The following is a 20,127-nucleotide window of genomic DNA, read 5'->3' as shown; positions in this document are numbered from 1 at the left end:
CTTCCAGCACACAACAGCCTGAAAGACTAATCAGGATGATGATGGTGGTGATGGTTAAATTGAATACGATTCATAATAGTGTGCTCTCTGTCGAATACGTGATTAATAAAGCGTATATTTATTGTCTTCCAAGTCACGGTTTTGTAAGTAATGGCAGGGTTTAGCGTTACTTATGTTTGGTCTACTTTGTGACTTCAGGAAAACTTTATGCTTAACTTTATATACATACTTGCTATATGTTAGATGTTAACAGATATAAGAAATTAGCTGTCTGCTATTTAACCTATCTGATCCTGTATATGGAAAGCAACCTTTTTTTAAAAAAAGTTATTTTTTGCTATTAATCTTTTGTTTTGTATAAAAATTATTTTTATCCACTTTAGGAAAGTGAGCGGGTGATATCCTTTACAGGCGTAATTTGCTTCAATAATCAAAATCATATGGGCTGGGGAGAATCATGGTGAAAAAGGTTTCAATTATTGGGCTGGGATGGTTAGGAATGCCACTGGCACAAGCCTTGCAGCGGAGCAGTATACAGGTAGTCGGTAGCAAAACAACCCCGGATGGTGTTGAAGCAGCTTGTATGTGTGGAGTTGACTGCCATTTATTGAATTTGGCTCCTGAAATCATCTGTACACCTGATAAACTTGAGCAAATTATGTCAGTTGATGTATTGGTTCTGACATTGCCTGTCAGCAGAGTTGCAGGAGGTGGGGCAGAGTATGTCAGAGCAGTACAGTTACTTGTTGATACTGCGCTCTCGTATTCTGTCCCTCATATTATTTTTACCAGCTCAACTTCCGTTTATGGTTCTTCTATTGGCCATCTCAATGAAGATGCTCCATTGTTTCCTGAAACTCAATCTGCCAGGGCATTAGTTGAGTTGGAAAACTGGTTGCATCAATTACCCAATACATCTGTTGATATCCTGCGTCTGGCGGGATTGGTAGGCAGTGGTCGCCATGCAGGACGTTTTTTGTCAGGGCAGAAAGCGATTGCAGGGGGAGAAAACGCAGTTAATTTAGTTCATCAGGATGATGCTATTTCTGCTATTAAACTCCTTATTCAGCGTTCTGAAGGAGGCAATATCTATAATTTGTGTGCTCCGGAACATCCCAAAAGATCGGAGTTTTACTCACAAGCCTGCCGTCAGCTTAATTTGACCCCGCCAGAATTTTTACAATCGGAAGGTGAGGAAGTGGAAAATCACACTGGAAAATGTAAAACGGTTGATGGAAGTCGCATTTGCCGGGAGCTGGGGTTCGAGTACCAATATCCAGACCCCGGTAGAATGCCGATGAGCTTGTAATTAGTTTATTTCAATCATAACAATTTTTTGGAACGCTGGTCTTTCAGTCATTAATTGATACCAGCGTTCTAAGTTTGGCAGCGATGGTCGTTCTGTCACGATATTAATCCATAGGTAGACAAAGGGGGCAAGGGCGATATCGGCCATACCAAATGTATTACCAGAAAGATAGGTTTGTTTGCCCAATGTTTCTTCAGTAATTTTCAGTAGTTTTTTTATCTCTGCAAATGTTTGAGAAATGATTTTTTGATCGCGTTGTGCTTCTGGAGTTCTGACAAGGTTTATCATGAGTTGTTTGATAGGAGGAAAGAGATTACAGCCTATCCAATCCATCCATTTTTCAACATTATATTTTTCTTTAATATCAGATGGGTAAAGAATATCTTTGCCAAATTTTTCCGCAATATAACGGACAATCACATTTGATTCCCACAGGATAAAATCATCGTCCTGTAAACATGGAATAACGCCATTAGGATTCATGTGTAAATATTTTGGATCATCAAGTTTGCCAAATTTTCCACCAACATCAATTTGCTGATATGGGATCTTTAATTCTTCCAGACACCAAAGAACCTTTTTTACATTTGATGAATTCTTACGGCCCCAGACTGTCAGCATCATTTTCTCCTTAATATCATGTCGTTCTGAGTTATTGATAATATGACAATAAATTTATGTGAATGACAGGAAAATCTTTACGTTATTGGGTTGGAGTCTTATCCCATAACAACCTATATTAATAGGGGTTTTATATTTTGTCTGTCAGAGAAAAAAGGCGATCGATGATGAAAAAAAGAGGTCAGATAAAGATAATAAAGTTTTTTACAGTGGGGCTAAGTGTTTTTTGGCTGGCAAGTACCAACGTATACGCGATAAATGAACCGACTGCGCCAGAGATTGATGCTAAAGCTTATATTTTAATGGACTATGCCAGTGGAAAAATTCTGGCGTCAAATAACCCTGATGAGCGTTTGGATCCTGCGAGTCTGACAAAGATGATGACCAGCTATGTGATTGGGCAGGCGATGAAGGCTGGCAAAATTTCCCAAGAGGATTTGGTCACTGTCGGAAAAGATGCCTGGGCGACAGGTAATCCGGTACTTAAAGGGTCTTCCCTGATGTTTTTAAAACCCGGAGATAGAGTTAAAGTCATTGATTTAAATCGTGGTATTGTGATCCAGTCTGGTAATGATGCCAGCATTGCTCTTGCCGATTATGTTGCAGGTAGCCAGGATGCTTTTGTTGATTTAATGAATAAATACTCCCGATTGCTAGGTCTAACAAATACTCATTTTAAGACTGTTCATGGTTTAGATGCCGCCGGTCAGTATAGTACTGCTCGTGATATGGCACTTTTGGGTCAGGCAATGATCCGTGATGTTCCAGAAGAATATGCACTGAATAAAGAAAAAGAATTCACTTTCAACAAAATCCGTCAGCCTAACCGCAACCGTTTGTTGTGGAATCAAAACATGAGTGTGGATGGTATAAAGACAGGCCATACCAGCGGAGCAGGATATAATCTTGTCGCCTCTGCAACAGAAGGCCCAATGCGTTTAATTTCAGTTGTTCTGGGTGCTCCAAGTGATCGAATGCGTTTTGTGGACAGTGAAAAGCTCCTGGCATGGGGTTTCCGTTTTTATGAAACTAGTATCCCACTTAAAGCCAATGATGTACTAGTAACAGAAAGAGTGTGGTATGGAACTCGCCCGGAAGTTACTTTAGGGGTAGAAAAAGATGCGGCAGTTACGGTTTTACGTGGGCAGTCGGGTAATTTGAAAGCAAGTTTTACACTGAATCAGACGCCATTGGAAGCGCCACTGACAAAAAACCAGGTTGTAGGAACGGTTAATTTTATGCTGGATGGCAAGGTCATTGAACAACGCCCGCTGGTAGTAAAAGAAGCCGTTGAGGAGACGGGGTTCTTTGGCCGCATTTGGGATTTTATTGTACTGACCGTCAGCGGTTGGTTTAACTCAATTTTCAGTTAATGAATGATTAAGTAAAAATATAATAATTTGAAAATAGTTAGAAGTTAAAAAAATGCCAGCCACGATAAAAGTGGCTGGCATTTATTTCAGGGTAACGATCGTAGAAAGTTGCCTGATAGGTTCATTACATTACAGAATAAACGGCTGCTGAAATAGCGATTAAACCTGTAACAACCACAAAGATATTGCTTGGCTTACCTGCATATTTGCGCATAGCCGGAACCTTATGAATAGCATACATTGGCATGATGAACAGGATCATGGCAATGATTGGCCCACCCAGAGATTCAATGATGTTCAGAATACTTGGGTTAAGTGTTGCAATAATCCAGGCACTGATTAGCATGAACAAACTGGTGATACGATTCAGCGTCTTGTGCTGAATAGTTTTTCCTTGCGTGCTTAATGCCTTGTTAATGATGCCATTAAAACCTTCACGGGCACCCAGATAGTGACCCAGGAATGACTTGGTAATTGCGATAAAGGCAATGAATGGTGCAATGTATTCAATGACTGGTGCATTAAAATGGTTAGCCAGATAAGACAGAATAGTAATGTTTTGTGCTTTGGCTTCTGCCAGATTTTCAGGTGACAGGCTTAGTACGCAACTAAAGACGAAGAACATGACCGTCAGTACCATCATGATGTGAGCATAGCCCAGAATGCGTGAACATTTTTTCTCCGCATTTTCACCGTACTCTTCACGTTTTGCTACAGCAAATGCAGAGATGATGGGGGAATGATTGAAAGAGAAAATCATTACTGGAATCGCTAACCACAGGGTGAACAGTAAGCCATGACTATTGGTTGAAGATGCGGCATTTTCCAGTGATAAAGTATCAAAGATAGCCGTGTTCCAGTGGGGGATCAGATACAGAGCCAGAAGCATCAAAACGGTGACAAATGGGAATACCAGGACACTCATTGCCTTGACAATCATTTGTTCGCCGAAACGAATAATGCTCATAACGCCCAGGATCAATAACAGCGCCAGCAGTGCACGAGGTGGAGCATCCATATGTAGCTGGTGGGTAATAAAACTTTCTACCGTATTGGTTAGCGCAACACTATAAACCAACAGGATAGGGTAAATTGCAAAGAAGTACAGAATGGTGATTAAAAAACCTGCAACTTTACCGAAATGTTCTTCTACCACGCCAGTGATATCTTCGCCGCTATTTTTGCCGGACAGGACAAAGCGACACATGCCACGGTGGGCAAAGAATGTCATCGGAAGTGCAAGCAGTGCCATGATGATAAGTGGTATTAACCCACCAATACCGGCGTTTATGGGAAGAAACAGAACGCCAGCGCCAATGGCTGTACCATATAATCCTAACATCCATACAGTGTCTGATTTACGCCAGGTAGAGTGATCGCTTTTGCTGAAAGCAGAGGATTCGATTGAACCTGTTTGAGATGTGTCCATAAATATCTCCGAAATAACGCGGTAAAGTAAAATTTAAAAATTGCTAAACCCGCACATTAATAAAATGCGCGAGTTGGATTCGTTATATGAATAATAAATTGTCAGATATTGTTCTGATGTTTATTTAAACACTTTTATTTCTACATTAATAATATTGCCTAAAATATGGTCATTTTAAGCAGAGGATTCGAGATCCAGTTTAGTTCTAATTTTTGATGTTTAAATCAAAAAAACTTAATCACAGACTTTTGGTAGGGGGAATATAATTATTTTTAGTAAAATGTACCGTGATCGCTCTCGCAATTGTAAGATTTATATCGTAAAGTTAATATGTTATGAGTTCTTATGATGATGTTAATTAAATATTAAATAAGATGTATGAATAAAAAAATGGATAATAAATATCATTAATTAGATTTCAACATTCTATGTTCGTTTACTATTCCTGATTTTTCATTAAAATATTAATATATTATTTTTTATGAGGGATTTCAGTCCCGGCTTAATATAATCCTTATCTCTTTAGCTATAAATTCTTGTCTCTGTATTTTACTGTATCAGTATGAAATAACAGTAAAATAATAGTGACTTTTATTTTGGTTTGAAATGTGTGCTGTATGATTGGGATTTTGGTTTCATTAATATTATGAATTAATAATCTTTTTGATGTTTAAAAGATGTTGGATGAAAAAAATCAAACTTTCTTAATCATAGTTCCCCCAGCGACAGGATCTTAATTCTCTGGGGGATCTATTTTCTGTTGCTATGTTGAGAGCTTGATTTAACTTTGTACCCAACCTCTTCTGATCAAAGAGGCACAGCAGAATTGGTAAAGGCAGGTTAGTTTGCTTTGCAAGCGTGCTCCATAGAGGTGCCAGAATATTTGGGAAAATGCACATCCCATTAAGCTGACCAAAAATGCGCCAAGCATATCAATTGGCCAGTGAACTCCGACATAGACTCTGGCCCAGACAATAGCGCAGGCAATAACCATCAGACAAAAACCTGACCAGATGCGGTGCCAGAAGATAAATGCTAATGCAAAAGTAAACACGGCTGTACCGTGGTTACTGGGGAAAGAAACTGTTGGCGCATGAGCGAGAAAATTATGACCAACACCTTCAACAAAAGGGCGTGCATGTGGAACCAGCATTCCAAGAATTGCTGAAACCGTTATTGCAAAGGCAAAAGCAATACAAGATTTACTGACAACAATGCGCTGGTGTGAGATAGCTTCTTTTTCCCCCCAAAGCCAGCAAACTGCCAAGGTGATGGGGTATACATACACCAGATATTTTGCAACAAAGATTGAAAACATGATCATGCCTGGTGATGAATCTGGTGTAGCATTGATAAGAGTAAACAAATCGTGGTTCAGTTGTTCTAGCAAAATGAGCCTCACACGTGCATTGAAGTAAGAATATGATAACGTGCTTTATCAAATACTGTGCAAAACAATAATTTTATCATGTGGTTTAGTAAAGAGATATCGCCTAAATTCGTCATGTTGTTTAATACTGATTAGAATTGAAGTGAGTAAATAATGTATTGATGAGCGCATGTTCCTTATAACTGTTCTTTTCCTGTAAAAACAAAAAATTCCAATATAAACAAAAAACCCGATAGTCTTTAACCAAAGGGGATGACTATCGGGCTCCTCAATATGGGGACATCAAAGAAAAGCAGTGGCACTAACTGAGACTGTGTGAAAATATGAAAGTTCTCAAGATCGAAAAAAAATTACAGAATTTTTTCAGTGCGGCGGTAGATTGAGAAGGATAGGGCAGAGTTTTGTTGAATATTTAGGCGCATGCCGCTATCCAGAAAGAGAATTTTTCTCTCACCTAAATAGCGGATGCTATGATTATTTGTATAGTTCCAGGTTTTCTTTGGCGTAGGCTTCAAAATCTGTACAACCGCCAATGTGTTTTTCATCAATGAAAATTTGAGGAACAGTCTCAACAGGTTTACCTACTGTTTTTGATAAGTCGTCTTTGGTGATGCCTTCTGCCCAGATATCAATATAACGGTAGTCAAAATCTTCGCGCTCTGTTTTTAATTTTTCAGCCAGCTCTTTAGCGCGGACGCAGTATGGGCAACCGGGACGACCAAAAATAACTGTGTACATATAAAATAAACTCCTTATTGGTAATAGCCATAGGCTACATAGGTATGTCATCTTGGGTTACTATGCCTGTAAGAGCGGGTAAAAAAAAGCAGGAATTTCCTTTCGCTTTAATCAGCATCATCAATTAGACCTCATGGATTTCAAGATTTAGCCAACAAAAGAGGTAACTTGAAGGATGAAAGACATAGCAGATATTTATGTATGGTAATCTGATGAGCGCGGTTAAAAAAACATCTCATCTATCAGATTTGGAAGGTAGTCAACAAATGAAGAAAAGTACATCGAAAGAGATGCGTTCGTTGGCTGATATGCCAAAGCTGGTTATTTTATTAGAAATATTGGGAATTGGGTTGTTGGCTTTAGCTTATTTGTCGATAACGGGTAGTATAATTCTATCACCTTTATTAATGACGACAGAAGCACACATTGCTATGATCTTATTGGGTATTGGCTGTTTGATACCCGCAGCTATCCATATTATCTGGCGTGCGATCTATAATCTTTCTTTCTTAGGAATTGATCATAAGAAAGCAAGTAGAAATCATCAGATTGGCTCTGATGAAGAAAAAACAAAATAGGTTAACGATTTCATGTTGCTATCCTAGTCGTGTTTTCTGAAGGTAGCATATGTCACTTTTAGTCATATGAGGTTGATTCAATGGATTCTATGGTTATCCCAAATTTAGTAACATTACGTAATTGGCTTGATAAACTCAAAATTTCTTATTTTGAGAATGAAGCAAGTCCAGTATTACATTTGCCTCATATGCAGAACATTGATGGCTTGTTTGATGCCAAGCTTGATCTGTTAGGGGATGTTGTCTTTTTCTCCGCTTTGGCGGAAGTCAGGCCAACTGCGATTATTCCATTAGTGGCAAATTTGAGCCAGATTAATGCCAGTTCTCTTACTGTTAAGGCATTTCTTGATGTTCAGGACGAAAGTTTACCCAAGCTGATTGTTTGCCAGGCATTTCCTATCGCTGCGGGTATGACTTTCCAGCAATTTTCTCATTTTATGAAGCAGAGTGAGGAACAAATTGCTAATGTGATCTTTGAAGTTCACAGTAATAATTTCCTTTATGTTAATGGTGACATGGAAAGCGAGATGGAAATGGAAGTAGAAGATGAAGAATCACAAACTTCGATAAAAACATCAACGTTTACTTTGCACTAATATTTTTTAATGTGGTTTTTTACAATGCAGTGTGCGCAGTATACCGCGGGGCATTGTCACTCCTGCCAGTGGCTTGATAAGTCCTATTTAAAACAATTGTCTGATAAACAAGAACATTTACAACATCTTTTACAACAATCATCAATAATGTGCTGGCAACCTCCTGTTGCCAGTCAACTTACTGAATTTCGTAATAAAGCCAAAATGGTAGTAAGTGGCAGTGTTGAGCGTCCGTTACTTGGAATGTTGCACCGGGATGGCAGGGCAGTCGATCTTTGCGATTGTCCTTTATATCCACAACATTTCCAGTCAATACTCGAAGTAGTAAAGGTATTTATTGCTAAAGCGGGATTAGTTCCGTACAACGTTGCACGCAAAAAAGGTGAGCTCAAATATATTTTATTGACCGAAAGTCGTGCTAACAAAGAAATTATGCTGCGGTTTGTGCTGCGTTCAGAAACCAAGTTGGAACAGTTAAAACGTGCATTACCGTGGTTACAAGAACAATTACCACAATTAGTGGTGATTTCCGCAAATATTCAACCTGTTCATATGGCGATTCTGGAAGGTGAAAAAGAGATCATTTTCACTGAAAAGAAAATGTTACAGGAAAATTTTAATAATATTCCGTTGTATATTCGTCCCCGTAGCTTCTTCCAGACTAATCCCGATATTGCTTCACGACTCTATGCAACTGCCGGTCAGTGGGTCAGAGAGTTGAATATAACCAGTATGTGGGATCTATTTTGTGGAGCAGGTGGTTTTGGCCTGCATTGTGCAGATGAAGAGACAAGGCTGACTGGTATTGAAATCAGTGAGGAAGCTATTGCTTGTGCGAAGAATTCGGCTAATAGACTTGGACTTAAGCATGTTGAATTTCAGGCGCTGGATTCTACACGTTTTGCTCTTGATAAATCTCAGATCCCTGAGTTGGTGTTGGTTAATCCTCCACGCAGAGGAATTGGTAAGGCGCTTTGCCAATATCTTAATCGAATGGCGCCTAAATTTATTCTTTATTCAAGTTGTAACGCTGAAACTATGGCAAAAGATATCACTATGCTCGAACGATACCGAATAGAGAAAATACAATTATTCGATATGTTCCCCCATACAGAGCATTATGAAACGCTGGCATTATTAGTTATTGTTGGCAATTAACCGGAAGAGGAATATTTCCATTGTTGATAACAGCTTGTTGGTAATAGGTTACTGATGACAAATAGCAATCAACAATGGAAGTGAAAATAACAATTAATCTTAATTATGTCGCTCAAATAATAAGGCGTGTCGTTCAATCAAACGCATGAATAATGTTAAAAGGCCATTTATACAAAGATAGATAATACCTGCGGCAACAAATACTGTTGCATCATAGCTGCGGCCAAACTGGAGTTGACTGTATCCCATTATATCCAGCAGCGTTATTGTACTGGCCAGTGAAGTGCTTTTGAAAATTAATACAACCTCATTCGAATAGGAAGAAAGTGCTCTTTTTAAGGCATAAGGTAACAGAATACACAGAGAATGTGCCTTTGACATTCCAAGAGCGTAGCAGGATTGCCATTGCCCGGCGGGAATTGCTTTAACTGCACCATAAAAAAGTTGAGTCGAATATGCTGCACTATTTAATGCTAATGTCACCATAGCACAAAGCCATGGTTCGGACATGAGTTGCCATAACCACGGATATGCTTTCAGTGATGGAAATTGCCCTGGGCCGTAGTAAATCAAAAAGAACTGTACGAGCAAGGGCGTTCCGGTAAACAGTGTGATGTAGCCTTTCACTAATTGCGATAATACCGGCAGTTTCATCGTCAGAATAGCAGTCAGGGTGACAGACATCATAAATGCTACCAGCAATGCGGTAACAGTCAGACTCAGGCTGGTTTGTAAACCCGGTAAAATATCCTTTATATACTCAAGCATCAGAAGTACTCCGTTCAAAATGAGTAGCGCGCACTTCAAGTCGTTTGAGGATAAATTGGCTCACCAATGTAATAAGTAGGTAGATAGCAGCGGCAACCATATACCAGGTGAATGGTTCTTGTGTGCGGGTGGCAATACTTTTTGTTTGTAACATCAAATCATTAACACTTATGAGTGAAACCAACGCTGTGTCTTTCAATAAGACTAACCATTGATTACCAAGCCCCGGCAAAGCATGGCGCCACATTTGCGGCATAATTAAACGAAAAAAGGTACGGCTTTGGCTTAACCCTAATGCTTGCCCGGCTTCTCGTTGCCCCATCGGGATTGCTTTCAATGCTCCCCTTAGTGTTTGTGAGGCATATGCAGAATAAAGTAGGGAGAGGGCAATAACACCACAAAGGAAAGGGCTGACATCAAAACTGTCAATTTCCATTTGTATCCTGAATTGCCACACCACAAGATTGATATCAATTCCTTCTGACAGGGTGATCAGAAGTTGTGAACTTCCAAAGTAGATAAAAAGAACCACCAAAATTTCAGGTAGTCCACGGATCAAAGTAACCCAGCAGGATCCTAGAAATGCAAAGAGTTTCCAACGGGAAGATTCCCAAGCAGCAAAAAGCATTGCCAGAATCAGACCAGTCACAAGAGACACAACAGCAAGGCCGACGGTTATACCGGCGGCACTGATTAAAGATTGAAGTTCATTCATAGAGATTCAGCTAATTATTGTTCAAACCATTTCTTGTAGATAGTGTCATAGGTGCCATCCTGCTTAATTTCAGCCAGGGCTTGGTTTAGTTTGTTCAATAAGACGGTATTACCTTTACGAACAGCTATACCTAAGCCTGTACCAAAGTAATTTTTGTCAGTAACTTTTTCGCCAATAGTGCCCAGTTCTTTATTCTTTTTTAGCCACACATTAACAACGGCAGTATCACCGAATAATGCATCAATACGCCCATTTTTCAGATCAAGGATCGCATTTTGATAGCTGTCATAAGGAACACTTTTTAGCGCCTTATGCTGTTCCATGAGATATTTTTGATGTGTTGTGCCGTTTTGAGTACCTACTTGTTTTCCTTTAAGTTCAGTAAGTTGAGAATATTTCCCTTTGATGGTGACAAATATGGCCGAGTTGTCATAATAAGTATCAGTGAAATCAACTTGTTTTTGTCTGTCAGGCGTAATATCGATACCTGCCATCAATACATCAACGCGGCGGAATTTCAGGCTAGGGATGAGACTATCGAATGCTTGGTTAGTGAAGGTGCATTCGACATGGATTTTTTTACATATAGCGTTTGCTAAATCTACATCGAATCCCTGTATTTTATTATTTTCATCAATAAACTCAAAAGGAGGATAGGTTGCTTCAGTAGCAAAATGGAGTGTTTGTTTTTCTGCTGCGGTCGCGGATAGTGTTACTGAACTTAGTAAGGCTGCAAATAATAATTTTTTCATTGCCATGTCCTGTAATTCATGAGCATGTGGTTGATGAATGTTATTGGTATTTTTTGTTAACGAGTTATCTGCTTGGCTGAATTAATAATATAGTAGGTTTAGTGTGCTAAATAATTAGCAAAAGCTTCTGTATGAGGCTTCAAAAAATGTCTTGCATCACCTTGTTCTATAATTCGCCCTTTCTCCATGTAGATGAACTGACTTGCTGTTTTACGGGCAAGTTCTATTTCATGTGTCACGATAATTTGTGTGATCCCGGTTTCTGCCAACTCTTTTATTATGTTAACGACTTGAGATGTGATTTCTGGATCAAGTGCCGCAGTGGGTTCATCAAACAGCAGAACTTGAGGTTCCATCATCAACGCTCGTGCAATAGCGACACGTTGCTGTTGTCCGCCTGACAAATGTAATGGAAAACGATTGGAAAACTCTTCCAGGCGAAGACGGGAGAGTAGTTTTACCGCTTTTTCCTGCGCTTGTTGCCCAGGTAGTCCTAATACCCGACGGGGAGCTTCAGTCAGGTTATCCATTACGGTCAGATGTGGCCACAAATTGTATTGTTGGAAAACCATACCTACTTTCTGCCGCAGGGCACGGATTTCTTTTTCACCAGGGGGATGTTTAAAGTCAAATTGATGCTGTGCCACACTTAACTGACCAGAACGTGGCATCTCCAGTAAATTCAGAACTCGTAGTAAGGAACTTTTGCCCGCTCCACTAGGCCCTAGTAATACGACGGTTTCTCCTGATGTACATTCGAAATTGATATCAAACAGAGCCTGCTGAGTTCCATAGAAGTAATCGATATTTTTTAATTGAATTTTCATGCGAAAAATGTGAATAGTTAACTGATTGATGGGATATTAATCTCAAAAGAATAACTATGCAATAATATATGTACAAGGTTGTTATTTTAGTCAATTTAATAGGTTAACTAATCATGTTGTTGATATTTTTTTAGTTTTTTGTTTTCTAATATGGTTTTTCTGATTAAATATTATGCTGTTAAATGATGTTACAAATTTTTTATACCAAAAACATGCGCTAAATCTACTGGGTAAAAAATGCAATAAATATAGGCGTCATTAAGCTTAAAATGAAACCATGAACGATAGCAGCAGGTACGATACTTAAACCACCACAGCGCTGTAGTATGGGTAATGTGAAATCTATTGATGTAGCTCCGGTTAAACCCAATGCTGTAGAACGGTATCGATTGATTAACATGGGGATGAGCATGATTGATGCCAGTTCACGAGCCAAATCATTGAAAAAAGCAGTACTACCTAATACTGGCCCATAGGCATCAGAGAGTAAAATACCAGAAAGAGAATACCAACCATAGCCAGATGCAACGGCAAGGCCTGTTTTGGTCGGTAGCCCTAGCAGAAAGGCAGCCAGCATACCACCTAAAAGAGAACTGGCTGCAACAACGATAGCAACAATGGTTCCACGGCGATTAACCAGGGTCTGTTTCAGGGTCATGCCGTTATTACGTAGCTGAATCCCAACAAGAAAAAGTAAAAAAATTAAAGTGATTTCACTGGCTTTGCCGGCAAAATGAAACCATGACCATTCCGTCAAACCAAATAAAAAGCCCAATATTAAAGCACCGCATAATTTAATGGAATCAAACGCCATATGCAGACGGGAAGGGGGGCTTTCTTGCTTATACTCTGCAATAATCCACGGTTTTCTTTTATCCAACAAGAAAAGTGCCAGTAAATTAGTTGTAAAGATGCACAGAAAAAATGTCATTGCATATAGCAAGATAGAGAGTAGGTTACTGCCCAGATTTTCCAGCATAGCAAGGCTGATGCCCATGAAAACGAGGATGAGGTAAACCATGACATTGAGCAGTTGGTGAACTCTGGTAAGGATCATTTTATTATTTAGGCGGATCAAATAACCCAGGCTCAATGGAAGGAGGATAATGAGTAATCCTGAATACATGTTACAATCCTTATTATAATAGATGTCTTTTTATCTGTTTTTATACTCTTTATCTTACGAGTTTTATTATTAGCTACATTCATACTTATGGCCGCAGCAGTTAGTCTATCGGGTATACCTTTAGCTGGTCATAAAAACCAAAAAATAACAATAAATTTACACTGGAATAACAAATAGGATAAAGGGAAACCTGCTGAAAATCAACGCGTTTTTTACTATATGGTAAGGTTGAAATCATTAAATAAAATGAAGTGATTTTGATACTAATTTGATACTAAATAGAGGAATATTTTCCTGAATTGTATAGGAATTTCTGACCTTAGAGATAACAATCAGTTGTTATTGATATTTAATGAAAAAACTCTCTTGATTCTTACATCTATTTCATTTACATCTAATTTATTTACATTTAACTCATTTATATCTATCGTGGATAGACAATTGGCATATTAGAGTTGTAAGAATAGAAAACGTGAGATGTTGTGCCAGGCTTATCGCTGATTCGAGATCCTTAGCCAGAGAAAAATGATATGGTTATTGGATAATAACACGCCACAAATAACGTTTGTTTACCTGTGGCGTGGAAATTAAGTAAGCATTGATTACTCTTTTCTTGATTTTAAGCCATCTTCCAAAGGAACAATAAGACTGGCATGAGTGCCTTTAGGGCCTTGATTAACACTGAAATTCACTTTTTGCCCCGCTTTCAGCGTCCTATAACCATCCATCTGAATAGTTGAATAGTGAGCGAATATGTCATCGCCACCGTCAGCCGGACAAATAAACCCAAAGCCCTTTGCATTATTGAACCATTTAACTGTACCTGTTTCCATACTTCTCTATCCCTCGTATTATGATTTCGGATTCAGGAATCACTAAAAATTTCAGGATCATGAACAGTCGTTCAGCTAGGAATGGTGTTCATAAAATACACTGTAGTGAAATTCATTTCATCGTCAAGCATAGAAATAGCGTCAGGTTGTCTCAAATTGTTAAAGTTTGATATAGATAACGGTATCAGATTTTCAGGTGGAAGACTTGCTCTGATCGTCTACGGGAATAAGCAGAGTGCTTTATGCAGTGATAAAATATATAGAGGTAGAACGAATTAGTTCATACTAAAATCCGGTAGAAAGATAATACTCAGTGGAAAGACAATGAGTCAGTTTTATAACAGCTTGAATTTTGAAGAATTTGTTGAAGATAAAGAAAAGCAAGCGTTACAGCCTCCATCAATGTATAAGATTATTCTTAACAATGATGATTATACCCCTATGGAGTTTGTGGTTGACGTATTGCAAAAGTTCTTTTCTTATGATGTTGAACGAGCAACGCAACTAATGCTGGATGTCCATTACCAAGGGAAGGCTATTTGCGGTATTTATACAGCAGAAGTCGCAGAAACTAAGGCTGCGCAAGTGAACATGTATGCGAAGGAGCACGAGCATCCGTTACTTTGCACGCTAGAAAAGGTCTGATCTGGCTTATTGATTTTGGGAGGAGGTGCTTATGCTCAATCAAGAATTGGAGCTTAGTCTCAACATTGCTTTTGCCAAAGCAAGGGATAACAGACATGAATTTATGACTGTAGAGCACCTGTTGCTGGCGTTGTTAAGTAACACATCAGCGCGAGAAGCACTGGAGGCTTGTAAGGTCGACTTGGCAATATTACGCCAAGAATTAGAAAATTTTATCACTCAAACAACCCCTTTACTATCTGAGAATGATGATCGAGATACACAACCAACGTTGAGTTTTCAGCGTGTTTTGCAACGTGCGGTATTTCATGTTCAATCTTCAGGGCGCTCAGAAGTTTCTGGGGCAAATGTGTTAGTTGCGATTTTTAGTGAACAGGAATCTCAGGCGGCTTATTTACTGCGTAAGCATGATGTTAGCCGGCTGGATGTTGTGAATTTTATATCTCACGGCACACGTAAAGATGAACTCGATAGTGAGCCTCATCACAACGTTAATCCAGTTCAGGAAGAACAAGTGATAGGTGAAGATCGATTGGAGAATTTCACTACAAACCTGAATCTGTTAGCGCAGAAAGGGCAGATTGATCCACTTGTCGGACGTCAGCATGAATTGGAAAGGACAATCCAGGTGCTATGTCGTCGGCGTAAGAACAATCCTCTGTTTGTGGGTGAATCCGGGGTTGGTAAAACAGCGATTGCGGAAGGGCTTGCATGGCGTATTGTGCAAAAAGATGTCCCTGGCGTGATGAAAGATTGTACGATTTATTCATTGGATATTGGTTCGTTACTGGCAGGAACAAAATATCGTGGCGATTTTGAGAAGCGCTTCAAAACCTTGTTAAAAATATTAGAACAAGATAGTAAAAGTATTCTCTTTATCGACGAAATTCATACCATTATCGGAGCTGGTGCTGCTTCGGGTGGGCAGGTGGATGCCGCTAATCTGATAAAACCACTTTTATCCAGTGGTCGTATTCGGGTAATTGGTTCAACAACTTATCAAGAATTCAGCAATATCTTTGAGAAAGACCGCGCTTTGGCTCGGCGGTTCCAGAAGATTGATATTCTTGAGCCTTCTTCTGAAGAAACGATACAGATTATTCATGGCTTACGAGCTAAATATGAGGCACATCATGATGTCCGCTATACATCGAAAGCTATTCGGGCGGCTGTTGAGTTATCCGTGAAATACATTACTGACCGCCATTTACCGGACAAAGCTATTGATGTCATTGATGAAGCAGGAGCTCGAACAAGGTTAGTCCCAGTCAGTCGCCGCAGAAAGACAATCAATGTTTCAGACATTGAATCTGTTGTGGCGCGTATTGCCCGTATTCCTGAGAAAACAGTTTCAGCCAGTGATAAAGATGTATTGAGAACACTGGATGATCGTTTGAAAATGTTGGTTTTTGGTCAGGGCAAAGCAATTGGAGCATTAACAGAAGCCATTAAAATGAGTCGTGCTGGTTTGAGGCAGGAGTATAAACCAGTTGGTTCTTTTCTATTTGCGGGGCCTACAGGGGTTGGTAAAACTGAAGTGACAGTTCAGTTAGCCAAAGTACTTAATATCAAGCTACTGCGGTTTGATATGTCTGAATATATGGAACGTCATACTGTGAGCCGCTTGATTGGCGCACCACCAGGTTATGTTGGCTATGATCAGGGTGGTTTATTGACAGATGCGATTATCAAACATCCTCATTCTGTATTGCTGCTTGACGAAATAGAGAAAGCTCATCCTGATGTATTCAACATACTGCTGCAAGTTATGGATAATGGAACATTGACTGATAACAATGGCCGGAAGGCTGATTTCCGTAATGTTATTTTAGTCATGACAACCAATGCCGGGGTGCGTGAGACCCAGCGTAAATCCATCGGTTTCAGCGAGCAGGATAACAGCATTGATGGTATGGAAGAAATTAAGCGAACCTTTACCCCCGAATTCCGTAATCGACTTGATAGCATCATTTGGTTTGATGCACTTTCTGCGGAAGTTATTCAGCAAGTAGTTGATAAATTTATTGTTGAACTGCAAGCTCAGTTGGATGAAAAAGGCGTTTCTCTGGAAATCAGTACAGATGCCCGTCAGTGGTTATGTGATAAAGGGTACGATAAAGCGATGGGGGCTCGTCCTATGGCCCGCGTGATCCAGGATAGCCTGAAAAAACCTTTAGCCAATGAATTGCTGTTTGGTTCCTTAGTACATGGCGGATCTGTCAGGATTACTCTTGATAAAGATAAGCAGGCACTAAAATACGATTTCAAAGGCATGCAAAAGTCAAATAAGAAAAAATCAGAAGATGCCGTGCTATAAATATGCATGGTATGAAAAAGATAAAATAAGTCTGGAAAAAAATAAGTACAGAAAACACTGGCCGTATGATTAAGAGTGACACCACAGGAAAATGTTGAAAAAACACATTTACCTGTGGTGTTAAGAAGGTATGTGAATCAGCGGCTACGGAAGACGATACGGCCTTTGCTCAGGTCATATGGAGTTAGCTCAACTGTAACCTTGTCTCCAGTCAGGATGCGAATATAGTTCTTACGCATTTTGCCTGAAATATGAGCAGTAACGACGTGTCCGTTTTCTAGTTCGACACGGAACATGGTGTTTGGCAGTGTATCTAACACAGTGCCTTGCATTTCAATATTGTCTTCTTTGGCCATCTAATCCTCTAAATGTAACAACCATAGTTTTTAACCGGCAAGATAATGCCGAAAAACCCTCATTATGTAAAGGAATGTCGTATTTTAAACCATCATTTTCCTCATAATGGAATTGACACTCCCACCGTAAACAGCATAAATCACCAAGTGTTGATTATAATTCCAGCACTTGTGTATCCCAACAGCCTGCCTGCAATGATTGTTTTTTACATTGCTCAAGATACTGGAGAAATTCTCCCCTTGGAATATTTTTCGCGCCCAGTGACTCTGTATGGTGATTTAGCACCTGACAATCAAATAGCTGACCGCGATGATGTAAAAAATGGTGATAGAATGCCACAAAAGCGCACTTGGATGCATTCTCCATTTTGCTGAACATCGATTCACCACAAAATAGCGTCCCTACATTAACACCGTATAATCCACCAACAAGCTGGTGTTTGTGCCAGACTTCAACCGAATGAGCCATACCTTCCTGATGCAAGGTTTGGTAAGCATGCTGAATGCCAGCCCCGATCCACGTACCTTCCTGTCGCTGTCCACAACCGTATATCACCTGATCGAAAGCATAGTTTACCGTAATTTGATAAGGATGTTTGCGAATAAAACGTCGCAGAGTACGCCCAGTATGTAATTCTCCAGGGATCAGAACTGCTCTGGGATCCGGAGACCACCATAAAGGGGGCTCATCAGGCGAAAACCATGGGAAAATTCCCTTACTATATGCTGTTTTTAAGCGTTCTGCACTCAAATCCCCTCCGAATGCCAACAGACCATTCGGCTCTGTTAATGCATTGGTTGGATGAGGAAATTCACATGAGTTATCCAATTGAGCTATCAACATAAAAGTTATCACTCCTGCTCAGGATAATATTGCCGTTGATAGAATTGGTAATAACGTCCTTGCTGGGACAGTAGCATATCGTGTTGCCCTTGCTCAATGATACGCCCCCCATCCATTACGCAGATACGATCCATGTATTGTAAGCCAGTTAACCGATGGGTAATCACAATAAGCGTTTTATTTTGGCAACTATCGCGTAATAGTGACAGAATTTGTTGTTCAGTATCTGCATCAAGCCCTTCTGTCGGCTCATCCAGAAGCATAAGTGGAGAATTATGCAGCAATGCCCTGGCAATACCCAGGCGGCGTTGTTCTCCACCAGAAAGTTGGCGTCCACCTTCGCCCATCCAACAGTTTAGCTTTTCATTATTGTCTAGCAAGTTTCCCAATCCGACCTGCTTTAACACTGTTGTTAATTCTTCATCAGTAGCATCTGGTTTTGCCAATAACAAATTTTCACGCAGAGTATGGCTGAATACATGTATCCGCTGAGGAACGATAGACATTATCGATCTCAGTGTTGCTTCATCATAACAGGAGATAGGCTGTTGGTTGATTAAAATCTCTCCGTGGTTAACATCCCATGCTCGGGTCAATAATTGTAAAAGAGTCGATTTACCGCAGCCTGTTTTTCCCAACAAAGCAATATGTTCACCAGCTTGCAGAGACAGCGAAATATTCTGTAATACTGGCAAGGGTTGATTAGGATAAGTGAAATCAATGTCTTTTATCTCAAGACTGAGATTATCTGTACTTTCTGGCCCGTGTGCAGGGAAGGTAACTTCGGCTTTCTGGTGCATTAACTGAGAGACACGTGTAGCTGAGGAGATAACTTGCCCCATGTGCTGGAAAGCTACAGTGACTGGCCCAAGAGACTCAAAAGCAGCGAGAGCACAGAATGTAAACAGAGCGATCAACGCTCCGGGTTGATTATTTCCGCCTATACCTGCCGCTGCCAGCCACAATATCAGTGTCACTGTGATGCCAGTGGCAAAAATCATAATGGCTTGAGAAAGCCCCGCCAGATTAGCTTGTTGCTGCTGACACTTTAACCACTTGGATTCAATCTCAGACATTGAGTGGCGGAAGCGCAGGAGAGCACCGAATACGGTCAACTCTGCCTGACCTTGTAATGCACTGGTAAGCAATGTTCGATATTGGCCGCGTAATAAAGTGATATTCCTGCCGTAAGGTTTACCCGCATGATAAAACACAAAAGGTAATGTTAGCAGCAGACCTAACAGAATACCGCCAAGGGTATAGGCAAGCGTCTTATCAAGGAACCCCAAGCCAAATGTCAGTACAACAATGACGGCAAGTGCAGCAAGAACTGGAGACATGACACGCAGGTAGAGATGATCTAACGTTTCGACATCAGCCACAATCCTATTCAATAACTCTCCCTGACGAAAACGAGCGATACCTCCCGGAGAAAGTGGCAGGATCTTCTGAAAGGTAAAAACCCGAAGATGTGCCAATACCCGGAACGTAGCATCATGGCTGACTAATCGTTCACCATAACGCCCGGCAGTGCGAAAAATAGCTGCCCCACGGACACCTGCCGCAGGAAGCATGTAATTGAAGGTATATTTTCCGGCAAATCCTGCTACAGCAGTGCCGGCAAGAAACCAACCGGACAGCGTAAGTAAGCCAATACTGGCTAGCAGAGTTACAACTGCCAAAATCATACCTAAACTAATAAGAAACCAATGGCGGCGATAGAGTGCAAGAAAAGGGAATAATACACGCATG

The 20,127-nt window shown here is 40.1% G+C and carries 21 protein-coding genes and 1 other annotated feature (1 of these 22 only partly in view); of the genes, 7 read left to right on the top strand and 14 right to left on the bottom strand.

Going from position 1 to position 20,127, the window contains the following annotated elements; all coding sequences use genetic code 11:
* Positions 1–51: a sequence feature (His leader region), on the bottom strand (it extends 73 nt beyond the left edge of the window).
* Complete coding sequence (hisL, locus tag ABLA85_RS04005; protein ID WP_113967449.1) at positions 27–74, bottom strand: his operon leader peptide; 48 nt, start codon at positions 72–74, stop codon at positions 27–29. (Overlaps the previous feature by 25 nt.)
* Positions 75–457: 383 nt before the next feature.
* Between hisL and ABLA85_RS04000 the strand changes: the two genes are divergently transcribed.
* Positions 458–1,309, top strand: a complete 852-nt coding sequence (locus ABLA85_RS04000; protein ID WP_367961592.1) for an SDR family oxidoreductase — start codon at positions 458–460, stop codon at positions 1,307–1,309.
* Here the strand turns inward: ABLA85_RS04000 and ABLA85_RS03995 are convergent, their stop codons facing one another.
* Entirely contained in the window at positions 1,310–1,930 is a 621-nt protein-coding gene (locus tag ABLA85_RS03995) for a glutathione S-transferase family protein (RefSeq protein WP_367961614.1), read from the bottom strand.
* Between the two features lie 164 nt (positions 1,931–2,094).
* On the opposite strand from ABLA85_RS03995, the gene ABLA85_RS03990 reads away from it, so the two are divergent.
* The gene (locus ABLA85_RS03990; RefSeq protein ID WP_367961590.1) at positions 2,095–3,303 is read left to right on the top strand and encodes a serine hydrolase; all 1,209 of its coding nucleotides are present in this window, start codon (positions 2,095–2,097) and stop codon (positions 3,301–3,303) included.
* A 124-nt stretch (positions 3,304–3,427) separates the two neighbouring features.
* Here the strand turns inward: ABLA85_RS03990 and ABLA85_RS03985 are convergent, their stop codons facing one another.
* The 3 genes from ABLA85_RS03985 to ABLA85_RS03975 all read right to left on the bottom strand — a co-directional run bounded on the left by ABLA85_RS03985 (position 3,428) and on the right by ABLA85_RS03975 (position 6,860).
* The gene (locus ABLA85_RS03985; protein WP_367961588.1) at positions 3,428–4,732 is read right to left on the bottom strand and encodes an HAAAP family serine/threonine permease; all 1,305 of its coding nucleotides are present in this window, start codon (positions 4,730–4,732) and stop codon (positions 3,428–3,430) included.
* 781 nt (positions 4,733–5,513) lie between these two features.
* Positions 5,514–6,122, bottom strand: coding sequence for an undecaprenyl-diphosphate phosphatase (gene ybjG, locus ABLA85_RS03980; RefSeq protein ID WP_367961586.1), 609 nt, complete (start codon positions 6,120–6,122; stop codon positions 5,514–5,516).
* Positions 6,123–6,596: 474 nt separating this feature from the next.
* Positions 6,597–6,860 (bottom strand): GrxA family glutaredoxin, encoded by a 264-nt coding sequence (locus ABLA85_RS03975; RefSeq protein WP_038259471.1) that lies wholly within the window; start codon positions 6,858–6,860, stop codon positions 6,597–6,599.
* Positions 6,861–7,072: 212 nt separating this feature from the next.
* On the opposite strand from ABLA85_RS03975, the gene ABLA85_RS03970 reads away from it, so the two are divergent.
* The 3 genes from ABLA85_RS03970 (at position 7,073) to rlmC (ending at position 9,192) form a co-directional block, all read left to right on the top strand.
* Positions 7,073–7,438 (top strand): YbjC family protein, encoded by a 366-nt coding sequence (locus ABLA85_RS03970; RefSeq protein ID WP_367961584.1) that lies wholly within the window; start codon positions 7,073–7,075, stop codon positions 7,436–7,438.
* 80 nt (positions 7,439–7,518) lie between these two features.
* Positions 7,519–8,034 carry a YbjN domain-containing protein gene (locus ABLA85_RS03965; RefSeq protein WP_367961583.1) on the top strand — a complete coding sequence of 172 codons (516 nt, stop codon included), beginning with the start codon at positions 7,519–7,521 and terminating at the stop codon, positions 8,032–8,034.
* A 24-nt stretch (positions 8,035–8,058) separates the two neighbouring features.
* Complete coding sequence (gene rlmC, locus ABLA85_RS03960; RefSeq protein ID WP_367961581.1) at positions 8,059–9,192, top strand: 23S rRNA (uracil(747)-C(5))-methyltransferase RlmC; 1,134 nt, start codon at positions 8,059–8,061, stop codon at positions 9,190–9,192.
* Between the two features lie 99 nt (positions 9,193–9,291).
* Here rlmC and artM read toward each other — a convergent pair whose 3' ends face one another.
* The 6 genes from artM to cspD form a co-directional block, all read right to left on the bottom strand.
* Positions 9,292–9,960, bottom strand: coding sequence for an arginine ABC transporter permease ArtM (gene artM, locus ABLA85_RS03955; RefSeq protein WP_367961580.1), 669 nt, complete (start codon positions 9,958–9,960; stop codon positions 9,292–9,294).
* Positions 9,953–10,675, bottom strand: coding sequence for an arginine ABC transporter permease ArtQ (artQ, locus tag ABLA85_RS03950; RefSeq protein WP_367961578.1), 723 nt, complete (start codon positions 10,673–10,675; stop codon positions 9,953–9,955). Before artQ ends, artM begins: the two co-directional genes overlap by 8 nt.
* A 14-nt stretch (positions 10,676–10,689) precedes the next feature.
* On the bottom strand, positions 10,690–11,427 hold the full coding sequence (gene artJ, locus ABLA85_RS03945; protein WP_367961576.1) for an arginine ABC transporter substrate-binding protein: 738 nt from the start codon (positions 11,425–11,427) through the stop codon (positions 10,690–10,692).
* 98 nt (positions 11,428–11,525) lie between these two features.
* The gene (artP, locus tag ABLA85_RS03940; RefSeq protein WP_367961573.1) at positions 11,526–12,254 is read right to left on the bottom strand and encodes an arginine ABC transporter ATP-binding protein ArtP; all 729 of its coding nucleotides are present in this window, start codon (positions 12,252–12,254) and stop codon (positions 11,526–11,528) included.
* A gap of 223 nt (positions 12,255–12,477) precedes the next feature.
* Positions 12,478–13,380 carry a lysine exporter LysO family protein gene (locus ABLA85_RS03935; RefSeq protein ID WP_367961571.1) on the bottom strand — a complete coding sequence of 301 codons (903 nt, stop codon included), beginning with the start codon at positions 13,378–13,380 and terminating at the stop codon, positions 12,478–12,480.
* Positions 13,381–13,982: 602 nt separating this feature from the next.
* Complete coding sequence (gene cspD, locus ABLA85_RS03930; protein WP_367961570.1) at positions 13,983–14,213, bottom strand: cold shock-like protein CspD; 231 nt, start codon at positions 14,211–14,213, stop codon at positions 13,983–13,985.
* Between the two features lie 324 nt (positions 14,214–14,537).
* On the opposite strand from cspD, the gene clpS reads away from it, so the two are divergent.
* Together clpS and clpA are read left to right on the top strand one after the other, a co-directional pair.
* The gene (clpS, locus tag ABLA85_RS03925; RefSeq protein WP_367961568.1) at positions 14,538–14,858 is read left to right on the top strand and encodes an ATP-dependent Clp protease adapter ClpS; all 321 of its coding nucleotides are present in this window, start codon (positions 14,538–14,540) and stop codon (positions 14,856–14,858) included.
* A 31-nt stretch (positions 14,859–14,889) separates the two neighbouring features.
* Entirely contained in the window at positions 14,890–17,175 is a 2,286-nt protein-coding gene (gene clpA, locus ABLA85_RS03920; protein WP_367961566.1) for an ATP-dependent Clp protease ATP-binding subunit ClpA, read from the top strand.
* 137 nt (positions 17,176–17,312) lie between these two features.
* Here clpA and infA read toward each other — a convergent pair whose 3' ends face one another.
* From infA to cydC, 3 genes are all read right to left on the bottom strand, one after another.
* Positions 17,313–17,531 (bottom strand): translation initiation factor IF-1, encoded by a 219-nt coding sequence (gene infA / locus ABLA85_RS03915; RefSeq protein WP_002211347.1) that lies wholly within the window; start codon positions 17,529–17,531, stop codon positions 17,313–17,315.
* Positions 17,532–17,685: 154 nt separating this feature from the next.
* Entirely contained in the window at positions 17,686–18,375 is a 690-nt protein-coding gene (gene aat, locus ABLA85_RS03910) for a leucyl/phenylalanyl-tRNA--protein transferase (protein ID WP_367961562.1), read from the bottom strand.
* Between the two features lie 8 nt (positions 18,376–18,383).
* Entirely contained in the window at positions 18,384–20,126 is a 1,743-nt protein-coding gene (cydC, locus tag ABLA85_RS03905) for a cysteine/glutathione ABC transporter ATP-binding protein/permease CydC (RefSeq protein WP_367961560.1), read from the bottom strand.
* Between the last annotated feature and the right edge of the window lies 1 nt (position 20,127).

The sequence above is a fragment of the Xenorhabdus sp. SGI246 genome (genome assembly GCF_040838225.1).
GTDB classification, from domain to species: Bacteria; Pseudomonadota; Gammaproteobacteria; order Enterobacterales; family Enterobacteriaceae; genus Xenorhabdus; species Xenorhabdus indica.
This window is presented reverse-complemented; position numbering and strand designations above follow the sequence as displayed.

Bases quoted from the DNA above. Each gene is read 5' to 3' on its own strand.
- ABLA85_RS04000 (WP_367961592.1), top strand. From the start codon at position 458: ATGGTGAAAAAGGTTTCAATTATTGGGCTGGGATGGTTAGGAATGCCA.
- ABLA85_RS03995 (WP_367961614.1), bottom strand. From the start codon at position 1,930: ATGCTGACAGTCTGGGGCCGTAAGAATTCATCAAATGTAAAAAAGGTT.
- ABLA85_RS03990 (WP_367961590.1), top strand. From the start codon at position 2,095: ATGATGAAAAAAAGAGGTCAGATAAAGATAATAAAGTTTTTTACAGTG.
- ABLA85_RS03985 (WP_367961588.1), bottom strand. From the start codon at position 4,732: ATGGACACATCTCAAACAGGTTCAATCGAATCCTCTGCTTTCAGCAAA.
- ABLA85_RS03975 (WP_038259471.1), bottom strand. From the start codon at position 6,860: ATGTACACAGTTATTTTTGGTCGTCCCGGTTGCCCATACTGCGTCCGC.
- ABLA85_RS03970 (WP_367961584.1), top strand. From the start codon at position 7,073: ATGAGCGCGGTTAAAAAAACATCTCATCTATCAGATTTGGAAGGTAGT.
- ABLA85_RS03965 (WP_367961583.1), top strand. From the start codon at position 7,519: ATGGATTCTATGGTTATCCCAAATTTAGTAACATTACGTAATTGGCTT.
- rlmC (WP_367961581.1), top strand. From the start codon at position 8,059: ATGCAGTGTGCGCAGTATACCGCGGGGCATTGTCACTCCTGCCAGTGG.
- artM (WP_367961580.1), bottom strand. From the start codon at position 9,960: ATGCTTGAGTATATAAAGGATATTTTACCGGGTTTACAAACCAGCCTG.
- artQ (WP_367961578.1), bottom strand. From the start codon at position 10,675: ATGAATGAACTTCAATCTTTAATCAGTGCCGCCGGTATAACCGTCGGC.
- artJ (WP_367961576.1), bottom strand. From the start codon at position 11,427: ATGAAAAAATTATTATTTGCAGCCTTACTAAGTTCAGTAACACTATCC.
- artP (WP_367961573.1), bottom strand. From the start codon at position 12,254: ATGAAAATTCAATTAAAAAATATCGATTACTTCTATGGAACTCAGCAG.
- ABLA85_RS03935 (WP_367961571.1), bottom strand. From the start codon at position 13,380: ATGTATTCAGGATTACTCATTATCCTCCTTCCATTGAGCCTGGGTTAT.
- cspD (WP_367961570.1), bottom strand. From the start codon at position 14,213: ATGGAAACAGGTACAGTTAAATGGTTCAATAATGCAAAGGGCTTTGGG.
- clpS (WP_367961568.1), top strand. From the start codon at position 14,538: ATGAGTCAGTTTTATAACAGCTTGAATTTTGAAGAATTTGTTGAAGAT.
- clpA (WP_367961566.1), top strand. From the start codon at position 14,890: ATGCTCAATCAAGAATTGGAGCTTAGTCTCAACATTGCTTTTGCCAAA.
- infA (WP_002211347.1), bottom strand. From the start codon at position 17,531: ATGGCCAAAGAAGACAATATTGAAATGCAAGGCACTGTGTTAGATACA.
- aat (WP_367961562.1), bottom strand. From the start codon at position 18,375: ATGTTGATAGCTCAATTGGATAACTCATGTGAATTTCCTCATCCAACC.
- cydC (WP_367961560.1), bottom strand. From the start codon at position 20,126: ATGCGTGTATTATTCCCTTTTCTTGCACTCTATCGCCGCCATTGGTTT.